The organism is Nonomuraea mangrovi (genome assembly GCF_042681425.1).
In the GTDB taxonomy this organism is placed as follows: Bacteria; Actinomycetota; Actinomycetes; order Streptosporangiales; family Streptosporangiaceae; genus Nonomuraea; species Nonomuraea mangrovi.
Map to the genome: position 1 here is coordinate 66,365 of NZ_JBHUFV010000038.1, position 22,481 is coordinate 88,845.

Genomic DNA, 22,481 nt, shown 5'->3' on the forward strand with positions numbered 1-22,481 from the left:
GGCGCGGGCCATCCCGCACCTTGGCCTCGATCGTCTCGGTCGTCACGCGTCCTTCCTCACCCACTGGATCTTCGCCTCGCGCTGCTCGGCCGCCTTCTCCGCGTCGGGAGCCGTGCACAGGAAGAGCGTCCGCCCGTCGTCCCCGCCCAGCGCGCACGCGAACACGCCGTCCCCCGTGGTGCGGACCTCGTCGACGATCTCGCCGCCCTCGCGGACCCTGATCGCCCTGTTGCCGCCCGCGTCGGCCACCCAGACGCTCCCGTCGGCCTCCAGCGCGATGCCGTCCGGCGCGCACCCGTCGGGCAGGCGCGCCCAGACGCGGCGGCCGGTCAGCGACCCGTCGCCGCCGAAGTCGAAGGCGGTCAGCCGCGCCGCCCACGACTCGGCGACGATCAGCGTCGCTCCGTCATGGGTGATCACCGGGCCGTTGGGGAACAGCATCCCCTCCGCCACCACGGTGACCGAGCCGCCGGGATCGACCCGCAGCAGGGTGGTCGGGGGGCCGCTGAAGTCGATCGTCCCGATGTAGGCGCGGCCATGGGCGTCGACCACCATGTCGTTGCTGAACTGGCTGCTGTACGGCGACAGGTCGGCGTACACGGCGGCCCTGCCGTTCGCCACCCTGAGCAGTTTGTTGTCCATCATCGAGACCACCAGCATCGTGCCGTCGGGCAGCCACCCGAGCCCGGACGGCGCGCCCCGCACCTCGGCGACGGTCTCGACGGCGCCGTCCATCCCGATCGCGAAGACCTGGTGACGCCAGAAGTCCGACACCCACAGGCGCCCGTCGTGCCATCGCGGACCCTCGAAGAACGCGCCGCCGCTGACCAGCGTTTCCATCACTTTCTCTCCTTCTGCTGCCGACTCTCACCAGGGACGTAGAAGCCGCTGCCCCGGCTCTCGACATCGCCGCGGAGAAATCTTCGAAGACGTTCGCGGGCGCCACCCGCGGCGCCGGTCGGCCGGAAGGGTCGCTACCGTCGTCGCATGGAGTCCGACCGGTTCGTCAGGGTGCGCGGGGCGCGGGTGCACAACCTGCGCGGCGTCGATGTCGCCATGCCGCGCGACGCCCTGGTCGCCTTCACGGGCGTCTCGGGCTCGGGCAAGTCCTCCCTCGCCTTCGGCACCCTGTACGCCGAATCGCAGCGCCGTTACCTGGAGTCCGTCGCGCCGTACGCCAGAAGGCTGCTGCACCAGGCAGGCACCCCAGACGTCGACGATGTCACGGGCCTGCCGCCGGCGGTCGCGCTGGAGCAGCGGCGCTCGGTGCCGTCGAGCCGCTCGTCGGTCGGCACGGTCACGATGGTCTCCAACTCGCTGCGGATGCTGATGTCCAGGGCGGGCGACTACCCCGACGGCGCCGAGCGGCTCGACTCCGACGCCTTCTCAGCCAACACGGCCGCGGGAGCGTGTCCCGAGTGTCACGGCCAGGGCGTGGTGTACGAGGTCACCGAGGACTCCCTGGTCCCCGACCCTTCGCTGACCATCAGGCAGGGCGCGATCGCCTCCTGGCCCGGCGCGTGGCAGGGCAAGAACCTGCGCGACCTGCTGGCCGTCCTCGGCCACGACATCGACGTGCCGTGGCGCGACCTGCCGGCCGAAGAGCGTGCGTGGATCCTGTTCACCGACGAGCAGCCTGTGGTGACCGTTCACCCCGAACGCGATCCCGACCGCATCCAGCGCCCCTACCAGGGCAAGTACTCCAGCGCCAAGCGACTGGTCCTGCACGCCTACGCCGACTCCAAGAGCGAGACCAGCAGGAAGCGGGCCGAACGCTTCCTGGTCAGCGCCGCCTGTCCGCTCTGCGGCGGCAGGCGGCTCCGTCCCGAGGCGCTGGCCGTCACGTTCGCGGGACACGACATCGCCGCGCTCGCCGCGATGCCGTTGCGTGTCCTGGCCGACCTGCTCAGGCCGTACGCCGAGGAGGGGCAAGGACCCGCCGCCGTGCTCTCGCAGGACCTCGTCGCCAGGATCGACGTGCTGGTCGAGCTGGGTCTCGGCTACCTCAGCACCAGCCGTCCCAGCCCGACCCTGTCGGGCGGCGAGCTGCAGCGCCTGCGTCTGGGCACCCAGCTGCGCTCAGGGCTGTTCGGCGTCGTCTACGTGCTCGACGAGCCGTCGGCGGGGCTGCACCCCGCCGACACCGAGGCGCTGACCTCGGTGCTGGTACGGCTGAAGCGGTCGGGCAACTCGGTCTTCCTCGTCGAGCACGACCTCGACGTGGTCAGGACGGCCGACTGGGTGGTCGACGTCGGCCCCGGCGCGGGCGTCCACGGCGGCCGGGTCCTGTTCAGCGGTCCCGTCGCCGGGCTGGAGCGGGTGGAGGAGTCGGTGACCCGCCGCTACCTGTTCCGCGAGCACGCCCCGCGCGTGGGGGAGCCGCGCACGCCGGGCGGTTGGCTGAAGCTGCGCGGCGTCACCCGCAACAACCTGCGCGACCTCGACGTCGACGTGCCGCTCGGCGTGTTCACCGCGATCACCGGCGTGTCGGGCGCGGGCAAGTCCACGTTGCTGGACGCCCTGGCGGAGGCGAGCGAGGCCGGCCGTGTGGTGCGGGTCAACCAGCAGCCCATCGGCCGCACCCCGCGCTCCAACCTGGCGACCTACACCGGCCTGTTCGACGTCGTCCGCAAGCTGTTCGCGGCCACCGACGAGGCCGTGCGGCGCGGCTACGACGCGGGGCGCTTCTCCTTCAACGTCCAGGGCGGCCGCTGCGAGACGTGCAAGGGCGAAGGCTACGTCTCTGTCGAGCTGCTGTTCCTGCCCAGCACCTACGCGCCGTGTCCCGACTGCCACGGCGCACGCTACAACCCCGAGACCCTGGAGATCACCCACCAGGGGCTGACCGTCGCCCAGGTGCTCGACCTGACCGTGGACGACGCGCTCGCGTTCCTGCCCGAGGCGGCCAGGTCGCTGCGGACCCTGCACGACGTCGGGCTCGGCTACCTGCGCCTCGGCCAGCCCGCGACCGAGCTGTCGGGCGGCGAGGCCCAGCGCGTCAAGCTGGCCGCCGAGCTGCAGCGCACCGGGCGCGGCCACACCCTCTACCTGCTGGACGAGCCGACCGCCGGCCTGCACCCCGCCGACACCGAGGTGCTGATGCGCCAGCTCGGCGCGCTCGTGGACGGCGGTGGCACCGTCGTGGTGGTCGAGCACGACCTCGACGTCATCGCGCGGGCCGACCACGTCATCGACCTCGGTCCCGGCGGCGGCGAGGAGGGCGGGACGATCGTGGCCCAGGGCGCCCCAGCGGAGGTCGCGGCCTCACCTGCCAGCCGTACCGCCGCCTATCTCGGCGCCCGCCTCTAGGGTCCCGCGGAGCGTCGCGGACAGCCTCGACTGTTCGTATGACCAGCAGTTTGCGACGTGAGCGCGCGGCCGCGGGTCGTCAGCCGGGGCCTGCGCGATGCCGCCGCCATCGAGGACACCTCCGACTCCCGTGCGCTGAACTGTCGCGCGTCGCCGCAGCTCCAGGCTTGACAAAAAAAATTGTCGGTGAGAGGCTGAAGCCACACCGAGAAACAAGGAGCAGGACATGCGCAAGATCGTCGCTTCGTTCTTCATCTCGCTCGACGGTGTGGTGGAGTCCCCTGACAAGTGGCACTTCCCCTACTTCAACGACGAGATGGGCGCCGCCATCGGCGCGCAGATGGGCCAGTCCGACGCGATGCTCATGGGCCGCGTCAACTACCAGGACTGGGCCGCCTACTGGCCGTCCAAGGCCGGCGAGGACGACCCGTTCGCCGACTACATCAACGGGGTCCAGAAGTACGTCGTCTCCACCACGCTCGACTCGGCCGACTGGAACAACACGACGCTCATCCCCGGCGACTCCCTCGTCGAGCGGCTGACCGAGCTGAAGCGGCAGCCGGGCGGCACCATCTCGATGAGCGGCAGCCCCACCCTCGTCCGCTCGCTGCTGAAGCACGACCTGCTCGACGAGCTCTACCTCATGGTGCACCCGATCGTGGTCGGCGCCGGGCAGCGGCTGTTCGAGGGCACCGACCAGATCCCGCTCAAGCTGACCTCCTCCACGATCTTCGAGACTGGCGTCCTTTCCCTCATCTACTCGACGGAGACGAAGTGACCACCAAGACCACCGCCGACAAGCTGCTCCTCAAGCCGGGCACCTCCTTCTGGGTCTCGGACCCCGACCGGCGCGCGCTGGTCGGCCCGCTGCCCGACGGCGTGACCGACGCCCCGAGCCCGGACACCGCCGGTGTGGCCCTCGTCTTCGGCGACGACGCCGCGGCCGTGCGCCAGGTGCTCGGCAAGCACGCCGCCGACATCACCAAGCCCCCCGTCGTCTGGATCGCCTACCCCAAGGGGAACAGGTCCGACATCAACCGCGACACCCTCTGGCCGATCGCCGGCGAGTACGGCCTGCGGCCCAACGGCCAGGTCGCCATCGACGACACCTGGTCGGCCCTGCGCTTTCGCGCGCTGAAGCCGGGCGAGCCCCCGTTCACCGGCGGCCGTTGAGGCCGGTCCTCCGATACACGGCCACCGCGAAAGGCCGACGGGTCTCGGTGTCGACCCGCCTGGCGACCAGCGAGACGGCAGGGTCGGAGTCCGCGAACCTGTGCAGGCTCACGGCCTCGGGCCACGGATGCACCAGGACCAGCACCCCGCCGTCCGCCAGCAGCCCCGTCAACCGCTCCGACGCCCTGCGCAGCCGGTCCGCCCTACCGACGTAGTAGAGCGTCTCCGCACAGAACACCAGATCGAAACCCTCCTCAAGACCATGGCTGAGGAGGTCGGCGTGCACGAAGCGAGCGCGCCCCGTACGCGCCCTCGCCCGCTCCAGAGCCCGCGCGGAGATGTCGATCCCCGTCACCTCGGCGCTGGGGAAACGCGCCACCAGCACGTCGGTGAACACGCCCTCGGCGCACCCCACCTCCAGGATCCTCCGGTACGGCAGGCCCGGCACCTCGCCGAGCGTCGTCTCGTACTTGCGCCGCTCGTAGGCGTCGGTGCCCAGCCTCCACGGATCGGGCGTGCGATGCCACCAGTCGAAGTAGCGCCGCAGGAAGAGGCCCTGCCCTCGAGGAGAGAGCAGGGACATCATCCGGAAGAACGCGCGATGCAGATGCTCCGGCAGCTCCGCCATGCGGCCCCCTTGATCGAAAGGCTCTCATCAGGAACCTAGGATCTGGGGGCCCAGGCGGCTAGTACTGTCGGCGTGTCCCGCGCGTGGCGGCCCGGTGGGCGCCGGTTCCCGTCAACGAGCGGACCGACAGCTCGTCGAAACGGTCGGGATCGGCCTTCTCCTTACTGCACAGCGCCCCGACGACCGCGCACAGGAACCCGAACGGGATCGACACCAGGCCGGGATTCTCCATCGGGAAGACGGCGAAGTCGAAACCATGGGGGAGTAGCGACAGGCTGGCCCCTGTGACCGGATCGATCTTCCCCGACACCACGGGGGAGAAGAGCACCAGCAGCAACGATCCGAACAGCCCGCCGTACACCCCGGCGACGACGCCGGTGGAGTTGAACCTCTTCCAGAACAGGGAGAGCACGATCGCGGGGAGGTTGGCCGAGGCGGCCATCGCGAACGCGAGCGCCACCAGGAAGGCGACGTTCTGCTGGCGGGCGATCACCGCGAGCGCGATCGCCAGCAGGCCGATCACCAGCGCGGAGAAGCGGGCGACCCCGACCTCCTGCGACTCGCGCGGCCTGCCGAACATCAGCACGTGGCCGAAGTAGTCGTGGGCCAGCGAGGTGGAGGAGGCCATCACCAGCCCCGACACCACCGCCAGGATGGTGGCGAAGGCGACGGCGCCGATGAAGGCCAGCATGAGATCGCCGCCCATCGGCCCGCCGACGAACTCGCCGAGAACCTGGGCGAGCTGCAGCGCGGCGGTGTTGCCCGACGGATCCTGCGCCGTGATCGCCTGGTGCCCTACCAGGGCCGTCGCCCCGAACCCCAGCGCGAGCGTCATCAGGTAGAAGACGCCGACCAGGCCGATCGCCCAGTTGACCGAGGTGCGGGCGGCGCGGGCGTCGGGGACGGTGAAGAACCTGGTGACGATGTGCGGCAGGCCCGCCGTCCCCAGCACCAGCGCCAGCGCCAGGCTGATGAAGTCGAGCTTGTTCAGCAGCGTCCTGACCGGGTCGCCCGCCACCTCCCTTGCGTAGTGCCCGCCCGGCAGCAGGAAGTCCGACCGGCCGCTGGCCTTCACGGCGGCGCCCAGCATCTCGCTCAGGTTGAACCCGAACCTGCCCAGCACCAGCACCGTCAGCACGATCGTGCCCGACATCAGCAGCACGGCCTTGATGATCTGCACCCACGTGGTGCCCTTCATCCCCCCGAACATCACGTAGAAGATCATCATCGCGCCGACCGACACGATCGTCACCACCTTGGCGGCATCGGTCGAGACCCCCAGGAGCAGCGACACCAGCGCGCCCGCGCCGACCATCTGGGCCAGCAGGTAGAACACCGACACGGTGACCGTGGAGATCACCGCTGCGGTGCGCACCTTGGGCTGCCGCCGTACCCGGTAGGACAGCACGTCGGCCATCGTGAACCTGCCGGCGTTGCGCATCAGCTCCACCAGCAGCAGCGTCAGCAGCCACGCGACCAGGAAGCCGATGGAGTAGAGGAAGCCGTCGTAGCCGGACAGCGCGATGATGCCCGCGATGCCGAGGAACGAGGCGGCGGACATGTAGTCGCCCGCCAGCGCCAGCCCGTTCTGCGCGCCGGAGAAGGCTCTGCCGCCGGCGTAGAAGTCCTCGGCCGACCTGGTGTTGCTCCTGGCCCAGAAGGTGATCACCAAGGTGATGGCGATGAACAGGACGAAAAGCCCGAACGTCAGCACGGTCCCGCTCACCGGCGCCGCCTTCCGTGCCGGGGCGAGGGTGTCCAGTTCTCGATCCGCCGGCGCTCGGCGAGAACCTGTTCGGCCCTGTCCTGCTCGGCCTGCCGGAGCTCGGCCTCGTCGCGCAACTGCGCCGACAGGGGGTCGAGCATCCTGCGGGCGTAGCGGGTGTAGCGCCAGGCGAGAACGAAGGTGGAGACGAACTGGAGGATGCCCAGGAGCAGGGCGACGTTGATGTTGCCGACGGCCGGATAGGCCATGAAGTCGCGGGCGAACGCGGACAGTGAGATGTAGAGGAAGTACCAGCCCAGGAACGAGGCGACGATCGCGATGGCCAGGCGGCGAAAGCGTTTCTTGAGAAGTCGGAACCTCCTGTCCTGCGCCAATTCCGCATATGGCCCTGGCGGGCCGTTACGTCCTGAGCCCCCCACCATGCGGCCCTCCCCTGGCTCGCGATGACACTCTGTGGCGGTGCGACTCCACAGTGAGATGAACGATACGGGCGGCTCAGGACTTTTTCCTGGAAATGCGGGAACTCCCACTCGCGACTACCGGATCCCCGGATTCACGTGCGCGCGCACGCCCCCCGGGCCTGTCACCCCGCCCTTCACCCCGCCCGCCATCTCGCCCTTCACTCCGCCTGTCGTCTCGCCTGTCGTCTCGCCCGGGGCCCTGCCCGGGCGGAACTGTCGGCGGCGTGCGGTTGAATGCAAAGATGGATCGACAGTTGACAGTGATGGCCGTTCACGCGCACCCCGACGACGAGGTGATCGGCACCGGCGGGATCCTCGCCCGCTACGCCTCCGAGGGCGTCAGGACGGTCCTGGTCACGTGCACCAACGGCGAGCAGGGCGACGGCCCCGGCGGAGTGAAGCCCGGCGACCCGGCCCACAACGACGCCGAAGTGGCCGAGCGGCGGCTGGCCGAGCTCAAGGAGTCCGTCGCCCACCTAGGCATCGAGCACGTCGAACTGCTGGGCTACCGTGACTCGGGCATGGACGGCTGGGAGGGCAACTCCCATCCCGACTCTTTCTGGAATGTGCCGGTCGAGCAGGCGGCGGCCAAGCTGGCCGCGTTGATGGAGCACTACCGGCCCGATGTCGTGGTCACCTATGACGAGACTGGCGGCTACGGTCACCCCGACCACATCCAGGCGCACAGGATCGCGGTGGCGGCCACCGAGTCGACGGGCATCCCCGACAAGCTCTACTACACGGCCGTCTCCCGGGCCCGCGTCGCCGAGATGTTCGACTGGATGAAGGCGTCGGGGATGGAGATGGAGGAGTTCGAGCTGCCCGAGGACTTCGGCACCCCAGACGAGCTGATCACCACCGTGGTGGACGTCTCGCCGTACGTGGAGAACAAGGTGAAGGCGCTGCGCGCGCACGCCAGCCAGGGGGACAGCATCTTCCTGCTGCAGATGCCGCAGGAGGCGCAACACCGGGCGTTCGCGACCGAGGCGTTCGTACGGAAGGTCTGCAAGGTGGCCGCCCCCGACCACGAGGACGACCTCTTCGCCGGGCTCCGCGTCTAGTTCCCCCTTTCAGCGCCCCGGGATCGTGCCGGGCGCCCCAGGGCCGTGCTGGGCGGCCATGGGTCGCGTTGGACGGCCTCATGGCGGGAGATCTCCACCCACATCGCCCATCCGGCCAGGCCGAGGAAGGCGGGCACGGTGATGAAGGCGGTCATGCCCATGGCCTTGAATCCGCGGATGACCAGCGCGGTCACGCCGCGGCGTGGGGTGCTGAAAGTCCGGGATTGCGCCGGACGCCCTTGGGGCGAGTGGCCTGAGATTGAGCCGCACGGCCCGGTGCTGCGCTGGACGACCTGGGGTCCAGCCGGACGGAGGGCTCGGGGCTGCGCCGGACGACCTGGGATCCAGCCGGACGGAGGGCTCGGTGCTGCGCTGGACGACCTGGGGTCCAGGCGGATGGCTCGGGGTCGCGCTGGGCGGCCCCGGCCGGCCGCTCGGCGCTTGGGCGTCAAAAACTACCAACCGATAGGTTTTTGTTATCCTCGGTCGCATGGTCACCAGGAAGCCCTACGCCGTCGGCGTCGCCCGCAGGCAGCAGATCCTCGACGCCGCCCGCGAGCTGTTCAGCGTCCGCGGCTACCGCGGCGCGTCGATGCGCGACGTCGCGGCCCAGGTCGAACTCACCCTGGCGGGCGTCCTGCACTACTTCCCCTCCAAGGAGGACCTGCTGGCCGCCGTCCTGCAGCAGCGCGACGACACCGACACCCCGTGGTTCGAGGAGAAGTGGGCGGAGGTGGGCAGCTTCCGCGTGGCGATGCGCGAGCTCATGATCCGCAACATGAACGCCCCGGGCGTGGTCCGCCTCTTCGTCACGCTCTCGGCCGAGGCCACCGACCCCGAGCATCCCGCGCACGACTTCTTCCAGAAGCGCTACCGGACCAGCCGCGAGCTCTTCTCGGCCACCATCGCCGAGGCGCAGAGGCGTGGCCAGGTCGTGCCCGAGGCCAGTGGCCCGCTGCTCATCGCCGTCCTGGACGGCCTGCAGATCCAGTGGCTGCTGGAGCCCGACTTCGACCCGCTCGCCGCCCTCGAGTCCTACCTGGACAGCATCACGCTGGAATGACCGGCCGGCCACCCGGCCCGGCGGCGCCTCCCCTCGGGCCCGCCCCCGGTCAGACCTGCCGCGTCGCTCTGGAGGGCGCCCCCCTGAAGCCTCGCACGCTCTTACGCCCCGTGCCCCGCGTGGCCGTGCTCGCGTGGTCGTGCCCCGCACGCGCGAGTCCGCACGTCCGGGCCCGCTCCCGGTGAGACCTGCTGCGTCGCTCTGGAGGGCGGTCCCCTGAAGCTTCGCGCGCTCCCACGCCTGTGCCCTGCGTGGTCGTGCCCCGCACGCGCGTGTCCCGGCCCGCTCTCCCGGTGAGACCTGCCGCGTCGCCCCGGAGGCGGCCCCCTGAAGCCCGCACCGCCCGGTCCCGCACGCCCGCACGCCCGCACGTCCGTGCTCCGAGTGCCCGTATCTCGAGTGCCTGTGTCTCGTGTGCCTGTGTCTCGTGTGCCCTGTCCCCGGCGGTGTTCCGGGTGGTTGGGAGGGAGCGGCCTATCGGCCGCAGTTCCGGATCGACATCCGCACGAGCTCCTTCTCGCCGGGCAGGTCGGCGTTGCCGGGGCGGGCGCGGAGGCCGTCCAGGATGACGGCCAGGTAGCGGCGCCACAGGTCCGGCCGGCCCGTGTGCTCGGTCACCGCCGCCACCATCAGCTGGATGATCGGCAGGTCGGCGGCCACCGCGTCGTCCCGTAGCGCTCCCTGCTCCTTGGCCCTGGCCAGCAGCCGGTCGACCGCCGGCCGTACGCGCTCGCGCATCTCCGCCTGCCGTTGCGGTCCGCGTCCTGTGCCGAGGGTGACCTCGCGCAGCCCCCGGTCGAGTGCCTGGATCTCGCACACCCGCACCAGGCAGGTCGTCAGGCCTCTCCAGGCGTCGGGCTCGGCCGCGGCCTGCGTCGTGAGGGTCTCGACGGTGTCGATCATGTCCTCGAAGAGCGCGTCGACGAGCTCCTCCTTGTTGGCGAAGCGCCGGTAGACGGTGCCGACCCCGACGCCGGCGCGCCTGGCCACGTCGTCGAGGGTGGCGCTCACCCCGCGCTCCCTGAACACCTCGTGCGCGGCGGCGATGATCCGCCGCCTGTTGCGCTCGGCGTCCTTGCGCGGCGGCGGGGTGGTGGAGGCCATGGGTTCGTCCAGGTCAGCCGGTGTGTCAGTCCTCGTTCGATGCTATCGGGGGGCTTTCCTGGAGCACCCAGCCGTTGCCGTCGGGGTCGGCGAAGAAGGCGAAGGAGTTCCACCGCCCGCCGGGGCCGTCGGCCAGCGAGCCGTCCTTCTCGTAGTGCTTGATCTCGCTGACCTCGACCCCGCGTGCGAGGAGCCGCGCGCGGGCGGCGGCGAGGTCGGAGATGACCAGTTGCAGGCCCTGCAGGGTTCCAGGGGGCGTGCTGACGGGGGCGCCGATGACGATGGAGCAGGCCGAGCCGGGCGGCGTGAGCTGCACGAAGCGGACGGTGGCGTTGACCTGGGTGTCGTGGTCGGCGTTGAAGCCCACCTGCTCGGTGTAGAACCGTTTGGCCCGTTCGACGTCGGTGACGGGAACGGGCACGACCTCGAGCTTCCAGTCCATGGCGGATCCTCACGTGAGAGGGGCGGCGACGGCGGTCACCCAGATCGTAGACATCTGAGTGACCCTGCGCCGCCGCGATCCTTCCCGCGGGCCATGCGGTCGAGGCGGATCGTCAGATCGCCGAGCGGAATGAACAAGTTAGGAAGGTTTCCTAACTTCCTTGACAGTCGCCCGAACCGGTTGCCAGGATGCGGCTAAGCGGCTTGGCGCGGCGTCGGCGACGACGTGACGCGCTCAGTTCCCCTTCTGCCCCGGCCGCGCGTCGTGAGTCGTCGCCCCCTGCCTTGGAGAGCCCCATGCCGCGTGCGCTGCTGTTACCCCTCGTCCTGCTGGCCGGGTCGCTCGTCGTCCCCGCCTCCGCCACCGCATCCGTCTCCGCCACCGCCGGCTCGGCCGGCGCCTCCGGCTCGCTCACCGCTTCCGCCGCCGAAACCCTCCTGTCCCAGGGCAAGCCGTCGACCGCCTCCTCCACCGAGAGCGCCTCGCTCGGCCCTGCCGGCGCCTTCGACGGTGACCTCACCGGCACCAGATGGGCCTCCGCCGAAGGGCACGACCCCGAGTGGATCCAGGTCGACCTCGGCGCGGTCACCCCGATCTCCCGCGTCAGGCTGACCTGGGAGGCCGCCTACGCCAGGGCCTACCAGATCCAGACCTCCCTTGACGGCGTCTCCTGGACCGCTGTCCATTCCACCACCAGCGGCGACGGCGGCACCGACGATCTGACGGTGACCGGTGAGGGTCGGTTCGTCCGCATGTACGGCACCGCCAGAGGCACCTCCTACGGCTACTCGCTCCACGAGATGCAGGTCTACGGCGATACCCCCGGCAACCCCGGCGGCCCCGAGTACCAGGCGGAGAACGCCACGCTCTCCCAGGCCACGGTCGCGAGCAACCACGCCGGATACACCGGCAGCGGCTTCGTCGACTACGTCAACACCGTGGGCGGCTACGTCGAGTGGACGGTCCAGGCCGCCACCGCGGGCCCTGCCACCCTGACCTTCCGCTACGCCAACGGCACCACGGCCGTCCGCCCGCTGGCCATCGCCGTGAACGGAACCGTCGCCAACCGTGACTTCCCCGGCACCGGCGCCTGGGCCACCTGGTCCGACCTGACGCTCACCGCGACGCTCAAGGCCGGCGCGAACACCGTGCGCGCCACCGCCACCGGCGCCGCCGGCGGCCCCAACCTGGACAAGCTCACGGTCGGCGCCTCCTCGGGCGGCGAGACGTTCGTCGTGGCCGCAGCCGGAGACATCGCCGAGCAGTGCACGGCGAGCTCGAGCTCCTGCGCCCATCCCAAGACCGCCAACCTGGTCAAGTCGATGAACCCCGACTTCGTCATCACGATGGGCGACAACCAGTACGACGACGCCAGGCTGCAGGACTTCACCGCCTACTACGACAAGACATGGGGCGCGTTCAAGAACAAGACCCGCCCGTCGGCAGGCAACCACGAGAGCTACGACCCCGCCGGGTTCGAGGCGGGCTACAAGTCCTACTTCGGGCCGATCGCCTTCCCCAACGGTAAGAGCTACTACAGCTACGACCGCGGCAACTGGCACTTCGTCGCCCTCGACTCCAACCTCTTCGACCAGAGCGCGCAGATCAACTGGCTGAAGGCCGACCTGGCCGCGACGGACAAGCGGTGCGTGGCCGCCTACTGGCACCACCCGCTGTTCAGCTCGGGCGAGCACGGCAACGACCCCGTCAGCAAGCCGGTGTGGCAGATCCTCTACGAAAGGCGAGCCGACCTCGTCCTCAACGGCCACGACCACCACTACGAGCGGTTCGCCCCGCAGAACCCGAACGCGCAGGCCGACCCGAACGGCATCGTCGAGGTGCTCGGCGGGATGGGCGGCGCCTCGCCGTACAACATCGAGAACGTGCAGCCCAACAGCCAGAAGCGGCTGTCGGGGACCTTCGGCGTGGTGAAGCTGACGATGGGGGACAGCACCTTCTCCTCGCAGCTGATCGGCGTCGACGGCCAGGTCAAGGACACCAGCCCCACCTACACCTGCCACTGACGCGTGTACATATCCGGTTTCCGCTATCGACGGCTGACCACGGCCGTGCCCGCCAACGTGCTGGCGCTGGGCCTGGTCAGCCTGGTCACCGACATCTCCTCCGAGATGGTGACCGCGGTCCTGCCGTACTACGCGGTGCTCGTGCTGGGGCTCAGCCCGCTGGCGTACGGCCTGCTGGACGGCCTCTACTTCGGGGTGACCGCCCTGGTACGGCTGGCCGCGGGGCACGCGGCCGACCGGTGGCGGCGGCGCAAGCTCGTGGCGGGGATCGGCTACGGGCTCTCGGCGGCGTGCAAGCTAGGCCTGCTGGCCGCCGGGAGCTCGGTGGGCCTGCTCGGCGCGGTCGTCGCGGCCGACAGGACGGGCAAGGGGCTGCGCACCGCGCCGCGCGACGCGCTCATCTCGCTGAGCGCGGGGCCCGAGACGCAGGGGCAGGCGTTCGGCGTGCACAGGGCGATGGACACGGTCGGCGCGTTCCTCGGGCCGCTGGCCGCGTTCGCGGTGCTCGGCGCGACCGGCGCGTACGACGCGGTCTTCGTGGTCAGCTTCGCGTTCGCGGTGCTCGGCGTCGTGCTGCTGGCCCTGTACGTGAGGGAGCAGCCCGTGGCGGCGACGGTCACTCCGCCGAAGGACGGCACAGGCCTGCGCCCCGCGCTCGCGCTCCTGCGGCGGCGGCCGTTCCGGCGGGTCTGCGTGACTGCCGCCGCGCTCGGCCTGGTGACCGTCAGCGACCCCTTCGTCTACCTCCTGCTGCAGAAGGGGACGGGCATCGCCCCCGAGCACTTCCCGCTGCTCCCGCTCGGCACCGCCGCGGTGTACCTCCTGCTCGCCGTCCCCATGGGCAGGCTGGCCGACAGGTGGGGCCGGGTCCCGGTCTTCCTGCTGGGCCACCTCGCGCTCGTCGGCGTCTATGCGCTGCTCGCGGGCGGGGCGCCGTACTGGCTGGTCCTGGGGGCGTTCGGGCTGTTCTACGCGGCGACCGACGGCGTGCTGATGGCGGCGGCGGGCCCGCTGCTGCCCCCGCACCTGCGCACCAGCGGGCTCGCGCTGCTGCAGACGGGCCAGGCCGTCGCCCGGATGCTGTCCTCGATCATGTACGGCGCGGCGTGGACGCTCGCCGGGCCGGTGCCCGGGCTGGTCGTGATGGGCGCGGGGATCGTGGCGTGCCTGGCGTTCTGGAAGGTGGTCCGATGAGAAAGACGCTGATCCTCGCCGTGACGCTGCTCGTGCTGGGCGGCGGCGCGTTCTTCTACGCGGTGCGCGCCGCCGGAGCCGGCCCGGGCGGGGGAGCGGGCGTCCTCGATCTGGCCAGGCCGGGCCAGATCGTGGTCAGGGACCAGGACACGGGCCTGGTGCGCGGCAGCCGTACCCGGTGCGAGCGGTTCGCCACCGCCTCGGGAACGGGCGTCTGCCTGGTCACCGGCGTGGCCAGGACCGACGCCGTCGTCGTGGACCGGACGATGAAGGAGACCAGGCGGCTGCACCTGGCAGGCATCCCGAGCCGTGCCAGGGTGTCGCCGAGCGGCCGGATGATCTCCTGGACGGTGTTCGTCACCGGCGACTCCTACAACACGAGCGGCTTCTCCACCTGGACCGGGATCCTCGACGACCGCACCGGCTACGCGATCACCAACATGGAGCAGATCCCGTTGATCAAGGACGGGCGCCGCTACCACTCGCCCGACGTCAACTACTGGGGCGTCACGTTCGCCGCCGACGACAACCGCTTCTACGCCACCGTCTCGACGCGCGGGCAGACCTACCTGGTGCAGGGCGACTACGGCAAGTGGGAGGCCCGGGTGCTGCGGGCGAACGCGGAGTGCCCCTCGCTGTCGCCGGACGGCAAGCGGCTGGTGTTCAAGAAACGCATGCCGGGGGGAGCGTGGCGGCTGCACGCGCTCGACCTGTCCACGATGGCCGAGACGCCGCTCGCGGAGAGCGCGAACGTCGACGACCAGGTGGCATGGCTGGACGAGGCGACCGTGATGTACGCCAAGGGGCGCGACGTGTGGGCGGTCCCCGCCGACGGCACGGGCGCGGCCCGCCTGCTGGTCGGCGACGCCTCCTCGCCGTCGGCCGTCCGCTGAATCTCGAGCGGGCCGCCTGCGGGGCGCGCGCGGGTCAGGCGCGGCGGATCGTGACGTCGCCGTAGTGTGTTCGCGCGCGCACCTCGACGGTCTCGTCGGACTCCTCGGGCCCGGCGGCGGCCGTCATGAAGTTGCGCACCGTGCCGTAGGGCGCGTTCAGGTCGAGCCACGCGGCCGTACCCCGCCTGATGCCGATCTCCAGCTGGCCGTGGCCCGTCTCGAGCTCGAGCGAACCGCGGACGGACTCCTCGACGGTGATGTCGCCGTAGGCGGTCCTGGCGTGCACGCTCGCCAGTGCGCGGTCGACGGTGATGTGGCCGTAGGCGGTGTTGAGCCGCAGGTCGCCGGTCACCTCGCCGAGCTTGATGTCGCCGCTGGAGGTCTTGATCACGGCTGTGCCGTCGATCCGCCGCACGCTGATCGTGCCGTTGGCGGTGGTGATGTCGGTGTGGCCGGTCGAGCCGGTCACGCTGATGTCGCCGTCGGCCGTGCTCAGCCGCGCCCTGCCCGTCTCCTCGAGCGTGATGCCGCCGGAGGCGGAGGCGAGCGTGGACTCGCCGAGACCGCCCCTGCAGCGGATCTCGCCCGCCGTGGTGGCCTCGACGCGCGAGCCCGATGGCAGCTCGATCGTCATGTCGACCGAGCCCGTGTGGCTGAACAGCGAGTGGCCCCTGCTCTTGGGCGCCTGCACCAGCAGCCGGCCGGCCGCGTACTCCACCGTGGACTGCCTGGCGGCCTTCACGTCGGCGTCGTCGGACTCGTCGGCCGGGCGGATCGTGACGACGGTGTCGGCGCGGTCGCTCGCGATGATCCGCAGGCGGCCTGTACCGGCGGAGATCGTCGCGGTGATCGGGTCTGGGGTCTCGAACGAGTCAGGCACGGCACCACTATGACGCCAGAATGACATCATGGCAAGAGGACTCGTGGCAACATGCTGGCGTCAGATCCGTAAGCGGCGGCGCGTCGAACGGGTCGCGCCCGAGGATCCAGGCGAGCCGGCCGGCCGTCTACGCCCCCCTCAGCACCGACCGGTAGTGCGCGACGCGGTCCGCCTCGCTGTCCAGGCAGCAGCTCGCGCAGAGGACCTTCTCGGCCGAGGTGTAGTACAGGCAGCAGGTGTTGCGCAGATAGAACAGGCCCTCCCGCGCGCCCTCCCTCAGTCGCACCACCCTGCCCAGCCGGTCGAGCCCGTTCCCCGCCGCGGCGACGAAGCGGTGGTAGGCCGCCTCCAGTTCGTCCACGTCCCCGCCGCGCAGGCTCGCCCCGCAGAACGCCATCGCGCAGCCGTGCGCGATGCCGCCGTGCAGCTGCCGCAGTCCTGCTCTCGTGCGCACGCGCAGGGCGCGCGCCAGCGGCAGCAGGTGCTCCTCCAGCACCCAGGAGACCAGGGTCTCCACCGAACCCTCGACGGCGTAAGGCTTCCGCAACCCCACCGCCTCGAACCCGTGGTGCTCCGACAGCCTGATGGCCGTGTTGGAGGGGCGCACGTCGATCAGGACACCCCGCAGCGCCCATGCCAGCAGCGCGGCGGTGGTGACGCGGCCCGCGTAGACGGCGATCACGGTCAGCGCCGTCGCGTGGTCGCTGACCTGGCCGCTGGCGTGCCGTTCGGCGTCGAGGACGCGGGTCAGCTCGGGGGACCCGGGGTCGAGCAGCCGTGAGCAGTCGATCCAGTCGCCGCCTGAGGACAGGTCCAGGTCGAGGTCGAGCCGGTAACGCTCGCCGAAGGTGTCGAGCCTGGCGAACACGTCGTGCATGGAAATCCTTCGTCGAGGCAAAGCTACGACGCTGGATCGTAGTTCATAGCAGGGTGAGCGAGTGACAGTGGTGGGAGACGAACGCGGTCAGACCGGGTACGGCGGCCACCGCCGCGGGCCCTGCGAGCAGCAGGGCGACCGCCGCCAGCCCCGCCACCCGCTGGCGGCGGCCGAGCGGCGCGGGGGGACGCAGCATGCGCCGCACCCTGGCCAGCGCGCTCTGCCCGCCCGCGCCCATCACGAACGCGGGCACCCGCCCCGTGGCCAGCCCGACCAGCGCGGCGGCGATCTGCACTCTGGGGTGGCGGCTGGCGGCCACGTCGTCGGCGCGCAGCTCGAGCAGGCGGGCGAGCTCGGCCCTCGCCGCGGCGAACAGCGGTACGAAGGGGAACGCCCGCGCGAACGCCTCGCCCGCGGCCAGCACCAGATGATGCCTGCCGCGCACGTGGGCCCGCTCGTGCGCGAGCACGGCGGCGACCTGTTCGCCGTTCAGCGACCGGAGCGCGGCCGTGGTGATCACGGTCGTGGCGCCCCGGCCTGGCAGGCAGTAGACGAGCGGCTCGGCGTGGTCGACGACGACGGCGCCGAGCTCGTGGTCGGGACGGCCGAGCAGGGCCAGTCCCTCGGCGTGCCGGCGGCGCTGCCTTCTGGCCCTGGCCAGGACGGAGGCCATGGAGAAGGCCACCCTGCCCACGACGAGCCCGCCGGCGACCAGCGCCGCCCACGCGGCCGTGCCCGGCCCCTCGGCGAGCATCATCGTGCAGAGCTCGAACAGGTCGGCCAAGCCGTGCCCGATCGCGTCCGCGGGGACCGTCGCGGTCACCAGCGCCAGCGGCGCGGAGACGATGACCGACGCGCAGGCCGCCAGCCACATGGCAATCGCCAGCCTGGGCGCCCGCTCGGCCCACCGCGCCCTGCTCAGCGGACCGGCCGGCAGCACGGAGGCGGCGAGCGTGTAGCAGGCCAGGACGACGGCGTCCGTCATGCCTGGCGGCCCTTCGGGGGGTAGACCTGCAACGCCGACTCCAGGGCGGCGGACTCCTCGGGGGTCAGCCGCTCCAGGAAGTGGACGAGCGTGGCGGCCTGGTTGCCGCTGCTGGCCAGAGTCTCGCGCATGAGGCCTGCGGTGTAGGCCTCCTTGCTGGTGACCGTCTCGTAGACATAGGCCTTGCCCACGGGATGGCGGGTGAGCAGGCCCTTCTTGTGCAGCTTGTCCATGACGGTCATGACCGTGGTGTAGGCGATCTCCCGCTCGCGGCGAAGATCTTCGAGCACGTCGCGCACCGAGGCGGGGCGATGGTAGGACCACATCCTGTCCATGATCGTGGCTTCGAGATCACCCAGAGCGCGCACCATGCGGCTCATGCTACCCGCGATCGTAGAAGAGTCGAGGGGGCGAACCCCGCTCCCGCCCGCCGGGGGCGCTCAGGACAGGGCGGCGCCGACCTCGGCCATGCGGCCGGCGTCCCACGTGACCGCGGGGTCGGGTTCGAGGAAGGTGAACGCGGTGGCGGCGATCCCCAGCGCGGGCAGCGACCAGTCGGCGGGACGGTCCTCGCCGAGCGGCGCCGACCGCAGGCGGAGCGTCGCGACCTCGGGGGTGGACAGCGCCATCGTCACCATCCCGCGCATCGTCGCCTGCGCCAGCGTCGCCATGGTCTCGAAGGTGGCGCCGAGCTCGGCGCGCAGCCGGTAGCCGAGCAGCCCGGCCAGATGCCGGTAGCGTGAGGCGATCCGCTCGACGAACGCCCGCTCCGCCCTGCCGAGCGACTCGCGGACGTCGTCGCGCAGCTCGCCGTCCTCGAGGCTGAGGAACGTCGCGTGCAGCGCCAGGTAGGTCCGCCACTCCGTCGACCCGTGAATGGCCTCGAAGTCGTGCGCGGCCCCCAGGCGCAGCATCTCGGCGCACAACCGCCGCCTCCCCTCCGGCGACTCCAGCCAGTCGAGGTGGTCGCGCGCGAACCCGTTGATCAGCTCGAGCGCCGCTCCCGCGTCGGCGACGGCGGGCGTGGCCGCCTTGGCGATCTGCCTGAGCAGATCGCTGAAGAACAGGTCCTTGTACGGCCAGCGCCGGTAGACCGCGCTGCGGGAGACGCCCGCGTCGCGGATCACGTCCTCAAGGCCGATGTGGTCGAGCCCCACGGTCAGCCCTGTGAGGTTGACCATGTCCAGCGCGGTGTCGAGCATCCGCTGCTCGGTCTCCTCGTCGGACAGCCGCTGCCGCCTGCGCGACAGCCCGGTGGGCGCTCGATCTCTCATGGGGCTAGTCTCTCATTAGGACATGATGTCTCAAGTTTGGTATCTCTAGTATGCCACCAAAGGAGAAACCCATGCAGACCCAGCGCAACGCCGTACGCGCGATGTACACCGGGGCCGCGCTCACGGTGATCGCCGCGCTCGTCCTCATCGCCGACCAGGCGACCGGTGACCTGGCGCGACACCTGAAGGCCGCCTATCCCTCGAACGACGCGCAGTGGCTCGACATGACGATGGCCAGCATCGCGACGTATCTGTACGTCGTCTACGGCGTGGGCGTCGTGCTGTGGCTGTGGCTGGCGAGGGCCGGCAGGAAGGGCGGCAGAAGGGCCAGGCTCAACGCGACCGTCGTCTTCCTCGTGGGCACGGCCCTGCTCGCCTTCAACTTCACCCAGCCGCACCCGATGGTCGTGACGGTGGCGGGCGTGCTGCCCTGCCTGGCCGGCCTGGCCGCCGTCGCGTTCCTGTGGAAGCGGAGCGAGCGGGTCTGACGGGCTTTCAGTCGGCGAGCGGGGGCAGGGCGGCGGCGGCCTCCTCGTGGCTCGCGCCAGTGGCCTGGAGCAGGTCGACGACGATCGACCTGAGCTGCGCGACCAGCACGCCGGCGGCGAACCCCTCCCTGTCGCCCGGCAGCGCGGCCGCCACCGCGAGGATCGCGGAGCGCGCCCCTTCAGGCTCGCGGCGCGAGGGCAGTTCGTCCCGCAGCAGCAGGACGGCGGCCGACAGGTCGTGCAGCGCGCCGGGCAGCCACACGGGAACGGGCGCGCCCTGGTCGACGGCGACGAGCGCGCGGCGGGCCAGGACGCGGGTGTTGCGGAGGGCGTGGTCGACGGGCGTGAGCGCGGTCTCGTACCGCAGCAGCAGCTCGCGCCGCCGCCTGCGGCGCAGCGGGGAGATCGCGATGATCTCCTTGCTGGTCTGCAGGGCCTCGGCGAACTGCTCGACCGCCTTCTGGGTGCCGCGCGCCTCCTCCAGCGCCGCGGCGGCCAGTTCGGGGTCCGTCTTCTCCAGGGCCTCGGCCGTGTCCTCCAGCGCCAGGGCCAGCGCGTCCAGGGCGGCGGCCGCGTGCCGGTGGGCGATGGCGGCGGTGTCGGCGGGTATCAGCGCCACGGCCGCGATGCCGAGCACGCCGCCGAGCAGGGCGTCGACCATCCGGTCCAGGCCGCCGGTGCCCGAGGGCGGCAGCAGGGTGGCGACGAGGACGGCCGACGAGCCCGCCTGCAGCACGATCAGCGAGCCGCTGTCCAGGAGCACGGCCACGCCCATGGCCAGCGCGACGACGAGCGCGATCTGCCACGGGCCCGAGCCGATCGTGGAGATCAGCAGGTCGCCCACGCCGACGCCGAGGGCGACCCCGACCACCAGCTCGGCCACCCGCCGCAGCCGCGCCCCGAGCCCGACGCCGATGCAGAGCACCACCGCGATCGGCGCGAAGAACGGGCGGGCGTGGCCGAGCAGGTCCTTGGCCGCCAGCCAGGCGACCGCGGCGGCCAGCGCGCACTGGGCGATCGAGGGGGCCATGAGGGCGAGCCGGTCCATCCGGCCCCGCACGTCGATTCTCACGGCGCCAGCATGCCCGCAAAATATGACAAACCGGTTACCTGGGAAAACCTGGCAGCCGGCTGAACGCGCGCTGTCAGTCCTCGGGCCAGCTTCCGTCGGGGAATTCGCCCGTGCCGCCCTCGACCAGCACCACCTGGTCACTGTCGCTCAGGCCCTGCTCGATCTGCACGTACTGGTCACCGCGCACGCCCGTCGTGACCGGCTGCTCCTTCTGGCCCGCGGCGGTCTTCACGGTGACCGTCGCGGTGCCGTCCGTCCTGGTCCTGACCGCCTGGGCCGGAACGTAGAGCGCGTCGTCCGCCTCGCCCGTCGTGACGGTGACCGTCGCCGACTGGCCCACCAGGAGGCCGCTCGGCGGATCGTCGAAGGTGACCGTCACGGCGTAGCGGACGAGCCGGTCGGTGGCCGTGGCCGTCGGCGCGATGTGCGCGACGGTGCCGGTGTGCCGCTCGCCCTGGCGCGTGGCGAGGGTGACGCCCGCCTTCTGGCCGAGGGCGAGACTGTTCACGTCCGACTCGGTGAACATGGCCTCGACCTGCAGCTCGTCCAGGTCGCCGAGGCTGATGAAGGTGCCGGTGCCCACGCTGTCGCCGCGCCCGCCCCCGACCGAGAGGACGGTGCCCGAGACGGGCGCGACGATCCTCGTGGCTCTGACCGCGTCGGCGGCCTGCTCCATGGCCGCCTGGGCCTTGGCGAGCGCGGACCCGGCCTGTTCCTCGCCCATTCCGCAGTTCGCCTTCGCCTGGCCGCTGGGGCCTGCGCTGGCCTGGGGCCCCGGGCTCGGCCTGCCGTCCGGCGCCCTGCCGGGCTCGCCGCTGGCTCCGGCGGACGGCCTCGCGCTGGGCCTGCCCGTGGTTCCGGCCGAGGGCTTCGCGCTGGGTCTCCCACTGGCCTTGGCCGAGGGCTTCGCGCTGGGCCCGCCGGTGGGTCTCCCGCTGGCTGCGGCGGACGGGCCGGGGCTCGCGGCCGGACCGTCGTCAGGCGCGGAGGTGGGGTGGGCCGTCACCGCGGGGATGCCGCCGAGGTCGCCCGTCGGCCGAGGGGCGGGGACCTGGGCCGACGGCGTCGCGGTGACCGTCACCGTCACGGTGGGGGCGGGCTCGGTCACGGTGACCGTCACCGTCGGCACCGGCTCCTCAGGCTCGTCCGGATCAGCTCCGCGCGGCTCAGGCGAGGGGGTGCCCTGCGGTGTCACGGGGGTGAAGGCGGCGAGCGCGATCCCGGCGCCGAGCCCGCCCGCCTGCGCGGCATCCGAAAGGCCCGCCTGCGCGGTGTCCGACACGCCTGCCGTGGCAACCGGCCCGCCCGCCTGCGCGGCGTCCGGCACCCCCGCCTGCGCGGAGGAGCACGACGCGGCCGTGTCGACGGCGTCCTGCGCGGCGGCCACGTCGGCCTTCGCCGCCGCGTACGCCTCCCTGGCCGCCGTCGCGTCGGTCCAGGCGAGTACCCGGCCCTTGCGCACCTTGTCGCCGACCTTCACCTTCAGCCCCTGGACCTTCCCCGAGGCGCCGAAGGCGAGGTCGCGGCGCGATCCGTCCTTCGTGCTGCCCGCCGCGGAGACCGACGCCGTGACCGTGCCGCGCTGGGCGGCCGCCAGCCGTACCGTGGAGGACGGCGCCGGGTCGTCGCCCAGCACGACCACGAGCACGCCCGCACCCGCCAACGCCGCCGCGGCGACGGCAAGGCCGCCCCTGCGCATATGACTCGGTCTCATGGGCGCCCATCCTGGCGGTCCCGATTCGGAGGAGACTGTCGGGAAGCTGGAGGTTGCCTGTGCGCCGCGGGGCCGCGCCGCGGCGTTCAGCAAACGCCCAGGCTTCGCGAGGC

The 22,481-nt window shown here is 71.5% G+C and carries 23 protein-coding genes; 9 read left to right on the top strand and 14 right to left on the bottom strand.

The features are described from left to right. Positions 1-42: 42 nt before the first annotated feature. The gene (locus ACFSKW_RS26135) at positions 43-840 is read right to left on the bottom strand and encodes an SMP-30/gluconolactonase/LRE family protein (protein WP_379575068.1); all 798 of its coding nucleotides are present in this window, start codon (positions 838-840) and stop codon (positions 43-45) included. Positions 841-987: 147 nt separating this feature from the next. Between ACFSKW_RS26135 and ACFSKW_RS26140 the strand changes: the two genes are divergently transcribed. From ACFSKW_RS26140 to ACFSKW_RS26150, 3 genes are all read left to right on the top strand, one after another. Continuing rightward, positions 988-3,309: an ATP-binding cassette domain-containing protein gene (locus ACFSKW_RS26140; RefSeq protein WP_379575069.1), complete on the top strand. Its 2,322-nt coding sequence runs from the start codon at positions 988-990 to the stop codon at positions 3,307-3,309. A gap of 226 nt (positions 3,310-3,535) precedes the next feature. Continuing rightward, entirely contained in the window at positions 3,536-4,087 is a 552-nt protein-coding gene (locus ACFSKW_RS26145) for a dihydrofolate reductase family protein (RefSeq protein ID WP_379575070.1), read from the top strand. After that, positions 4,084-4,482, top strand: coding sequence for a hypothetical protein (locus tag ACFSKW_RS26150; protein ID WP_379575071.1), 399 nt, complete (start codon positions 4,084-4,086; stop codon positions 4,480-4,482). The genes ACFSKW_RS26145 and ACFSKW_RS26150 overlap by 4 nt, the downstream gene beginning before the upstream one ends. Here the strand turns inward: ACFSKW_RS26150 and ACFSKW_RS26155 are convergent. The 3 genes from ACFSKW_RS26155 to ACFSKW_RS26165 are packed head-to-tail and all read right to left on the bottom strand — an operon-like array spanning position 4,466 to position 7,210. Beyond that, positions 4,466-5,110 (bottom strand): class I SAM-dependent methyltransferase, encoded by a 645-nt coding sequence (locus ACFSKW_RS26155; protein WP_379575073.1) that lies wholly within the window; start codon positions 5,108-5,110, stop codon positions 4,466-4,468. The genes ACFSKW_RS26150 and ACFSKW_RS26155 overlap by 17 nt on opposite strands. A 58-nt stretch (positions 5,111-5,168) precedes the next feature. Then, the gene (locus ACFSKW_RS26160; RefSeq protein WP_379575074.1) at positions 5,169-6,836 is read right to left on the bottom strand and encodes a solute symporter family protein; all 1,668 of its coding nucleotides are present in this window, start codon (positions 6,834-6,836) and stop codon (positions 5,169-5,171) included. Next, the gene (locus tag ACFSKW_RS26165; protein WP_379575075.1) at positions 6,833-7,210 is read right to left on the bottom strand and encodes a DUF485 domain-containing protein; all 378 of its coding nucleotides are present in this window, start codon (positions 7,208-7,210) and stop codon (positions 6,833-6,835) included. Before ACFSKW_RS26165 ends, ACFSKW_RS26160 begins: the two co-directional genes overlap by 4 nt. Positions 7,211-7,539: 329 nt before the next feature. Here ACFSKW_RS26165 and ACFSKW_RS26170 point away from each other — a divergent pair, with 329 nt between their 5' ends. Continuing rightward, positions 7,540-8,358 carry a PIG-L family deacetylase gene (locus ACFSKW_RS26170; protein WP_379575076.1) on the top strand — a complete coding sequence of 273 codons (819 nt, stop codon included), beginning with the start codon at positions 7,540-7,542 and terminating at the stop codon, positions 8,356-8,358. Here ACFSKW_RS26170 and ACFSKW_RS26175 read toward each other — a convergent pair. Next, the gene (locus ACFSKW_RS26175; protein ID WP_379575078.1) at positions 8,355-8,552 is read right to left on the bottom strand and encodes a hypothetical protein; all 198 of its coding nucleotides are present in this window, start codon (positions 8,550-8,552) and stop codon (positions 8,355-8,357) included. The two genes, ACFSKW_RS26170 and ACFSKW_RS26175, sit on opposite strands and share 4 nt — an antisense overlap. Positions 8,553-8,848: 296 nt before the next feature. Between ACFSKW_RS26175 and ACFSKW_RS26180 the strand changes: the two genes are divergently transcribed. After that, positions 8,849-9,421, top strand: a complete 573-nt coding sequence (locus ACFSKW_RS26180; protein ID WP_379575080.1) for a TetR/AcrR family transcriptional regulator — start codon at positions 8,849-8,851, stop codon at positions 9,419-9,421. Positions 9,422-9,895: 474 nt separating this feature from the next. Here the strand turns inward: ACFSKW_RS26180 and ACFSKW_RS26185 are convergent, their stop codons facing one another. Then, positions 9,896-10,525 (bottom strand): TetR/AcrR family transcriptional regulator, encoded by a 630-nt coding sequence (locus ACFSKW_RS26185; RefSeq protein WP_379575081.1) that lies wholly within the window; start codon positions 10,523-10,525, stop codon positions 9,896-9,898. A gap of 25 nt (positions 10,526-10,550) precedes the next feature. Then, positions 10,551-10,967, bottom strand: a complete 417-nt coding sequence (locus ACFSKW_RS26190) for a VOC family protein (protein ID WP_379575082.1) — start codon at positions 10,965-10,967, stop codon at positions 10,551-10,553. A gap of 296 nt (positions 10,968-11,263) precedes the next feature. Between ACFSKW_RS26190 and ACFSKW_RS26195 the strand changes: the two genes are divergently transcribed. The 3 genes from ACFSKW_RS26195 to ACFSKW_RS26205 are packed head-to-tail and all read left to right on the top strand — an operon-like array spanning position 11,264 to position 15,078. Then, positions 11,264-12,991, top strand: a complete 1,728-nt coding sequence (locus ACFSKW_RS26195) for a discoidin domain-containing protein (RefSeq protein WP_379575083.1) — start codon at positions 11,264-11,266, stop codon at positions 12,989-12,991. A gap of 3 nt (positions 12,992-12,994) precedes the next feature. Further along, entirely contained in the window at positions 12,995-14,185 is a 1,191-nt protein-coding gene (locus tag ACFSKW_RS26200; protein WP_379575084.1) for an MFS transporter, read from the top strand. After that, positions 14,182-15,078, top strand: a complete 897-nt coding sequence (locus tag ACFSKW_RS26205; RefSeq protein ID WP_379575085.1) for a TolB-like translocation protein — start codon at positions 14,182-14,184, stop codon at positions 15,076-15,078. Before ACFSKW_RS26200 ends, ACFSKW_RS26205 begins: the two co-directional genes overlap by 4 nt. 34 nt (positions 15,079-15,112) lie before the next feature. On the opposite strand, the gene ACFSKW_RS26210 is transcribed toward ACFSKW_RS26205, so the two are convergent. The 5 genes from ACFSKW_RS26210 to ACFSKW_RS26230 form a co-directional block, all read right to left on the bottom strand. Then, complete coding sequence (locus ACFSKW_RS26210; RefSeq protein WP_379575086.1) at positions 15,113-15,958, bottom strand: DUF4097 family beta strand repeat-containing protein; 846 nt, start codon at positions 15,956-15,958, stop codon at positions 15,113-15,115. A gap of 127 nt (positions 15,959-16,085) precedes the next feature. Then, a complete protein-coding gene (locus ACFSKW_RS26215) occupies positions 16,086-16,835 on the bottom strand; it encodes a (2Fe-2S)-binding protein (protein WP_379575087.1) in 750 nt (249 codons plus the stop codon). A 43-nt stretch (positions 16,836-16,878) separates the two neighbouring features. Beyond that, on the bottom strand, positions 16,879-17,820 hold the full coding sequence (locus tag ACFSKW_RS26220) for a M56 family metallopeptidase (protein WP_379575088.1): 942 nt from the start codon (positions 17,818-17,820) through the stop codon (positions 16,879-16,881). Beyond that, complete coding sequence (locus tag ACFSKW_RS26225) at positions 17,817-18,191, bottom strand: BlaI/MecI/CopY family transcriptional regulator (RefSeq protein ID WP_379575089.1); 375 nt, start codon at positions 18,189-18,191, stop codon at positions 17,817-17,819. Before ACFSKW_RS26225 ends, ACFSKW_RS26220 begins: the two co-directional genes overlap by 4 nt. A 69-nt stretch (positions 18,192-18,260) precedes the next feature. After that, positions 18,261-19,094, bottom strand: coding sequence for a TetR/AcrR family transcriptional regulator (locus tag ACFSKW_RS26230; protein ID WP_379575090.1), 834 nt, complete (start codon positions 19,092-19,094; stop codon positions 18,261-18,263). Positions 19,095-19,165: 71 nt separating this feature from the next. Between ACFSKW_RS26230 and ACFSKW_RS26235 the strand changes: the two genes are divergently transcribed. Then, positions 19,166-19,582: a hypothetical protein gene (locus ACFSKW_RS26235; RefSeq protein WP_379575091.1), complete on the top strand. Its 417-nt coding sequence runs from the start codon at positions 19,166-19,168 to the stop codon at positions 19,580-19,582. A gap of 7 nt (positions 19,583-19,589) precedes the next feature. On the opposite strand, the gene ACFSKW_RS26240 is transcribed toward ACFSKW_RS26235, so the two are convergent. Together ACFSKW_RS26240 and ACFSKW_RS26245 are read right to left on the bottom strand one after the other, a co-directional pair. Beyond that, the gene (locus ACFSKW_RS26240; RefSeq protein WP_379575092.1) at positions 19,590-20,654 is read right to left on the bottom strand and encodes an FUSC family protein; all 1,065 of its coding nucleotides are present in this window, start codon (positions 20,652-20,654) and stop codon (positions 19,590-19,592) included. A gap of 73 nt (positions 20,655-20,727) precedes the next feature. Further along, complete coding sequence (locus ACFSKW_RS26245) at positions 20,728-22,368, bottom strand: efflux RND transporter periplasmic adaptor subunit (RefSeq protein WP_379575093.1); 1,641 nt, start codon at positions 22,366-22,368, stop codon at positions 20,728-20,730. Positions 22,369-22,481: the final 113 nt, after the last annotated feature.